The organism is Dietzia sp. UCD-THP (assembly GCF_000349585.1).
GTDB classification, from domain to species: domain Bacteria; phylum Actinomycetota; class Actinomycetes; order Mycobacteriales; family Mycobacteriaceae; genus Dietzia; species Dietzia natronolimnaea_A.
Genome location: NZ_KB714662.1, coordinates 4,973 through 6,044, shown reverse-complemented (window position 1 = coordinate 6,044; position 1,072 = coordinate 4,973). Strand labels below are relative to the sequence as shown.

At 68.6% G+C, this 1,072-nt stretch carries 2 protein-coding genes; both read left to right on the top strand.

Features of this window, described 5'->3' with window-relative positions:
- The first annotated feature begins 78 nt into the window (after window positions 1-78).
- Window positions 79-534, top strand: coding sequence for a transposase (locus H483_RS37030; RefSeq protein ID WP_017838453.1), 456 nt, complete (start codon window positions 79-81; stop codon window positions 532-534).
- On the top strand, window positions 531-1,072 hold a 542-nt coding region (locus H483_RS39750; protein ID WP_081615251.1), incomplete at its 3' end, for a DDE-type integrase/transposase/recombinase. The genes H483_RS37030 and H483_RS39750, both read left to right, overlap by 4 nt.

Genomic DNA, 1,072 nt, shown 5'->3' with positions numbered 1-1,072 from the left:
CCCTATCCGCCAGACTGAGGTGAGACACCCGGGCTGGCTGGTTGAGAGGCTGGGGCGCGAGCAGAAGGAGAACCCAGCATGACGATCACTGTGACCACTGACGCGGCCATGGAGGCCTCGCAGACGACGCCGACGACCTCGACGCGGGAGACGGTTCAGGCCCCGCGAACCGGGCGGCCGGCCCGGCGGACGTTCACCGCCGAGTACAAGCGGCGCATCGTCGCCGAGTACGAGCAGGCCCCGTCCGGGCAGAAGGGCCGCGTGCTGCGCCGGGAGGGCCTCTACGATTCCAGCGTCAAGCAGTGGCGGGCCCAGATCGAAGCCGGAACACTGGGCAGGGTGAGCACCAAGAAGCCGCGGGCGGGTCAGTCGCCGGAGCAGGCGCGCATCGCCGAGCTGGAAAAGCAGATCGGCAAGCTCGAGGCGGACGCGGCCCGAAAGGACAAGGTCATCGCCGACCGTGACGCCGCTCTGGAGGTCATGGGAAAAGGTGTCGCGTTCTTGGAAGCGCTCTCCAAGAAAAACAAGGGGTGACCAGGGCGGCCTGGCGCACCTGGCAGGCCGAAACCGCGCAGCTGCTGACCTCGCTGCTGGGCGTGGTGCGGGCCTGCGCCCTGGTCGGCCGGTCCCGGGCGACCCATCACCGCCAGGCCAATCCCAAGCCGCGCGCCTTGGGGCCGCACCCCAAAGCCCGGCACCCTGCCGAGCTCACCGACGCCGAGCGCGCCGCGATCCTCGGGGTGATCACCAGCGAGGCCTACGCCGATCTGTCGGTGGCGCAGGTGTGGGCCCGCGAGCTCGACGCCGGCCGCTATCACTGCTCGCAGCGCACGATGCACCGGATCCTGGCGGCGCAGGCGATGAACGGCGAACGCCGCCGCCAGGCCACCCATCCACCACGCAAGATCCCTGAACTGGTCGCGACCTCGTCAAATGACGTGTGGTCGTGGGATATTACGAAAATGCGGGGCCCGTCCAAGGGCATCTGGTACCACGCCTATGTCGTCATCGACATCTTCTCCCGCTACGTGGTGGGCTGGCGTATCGAGACCGTCGAAGACGGCGAACTGGC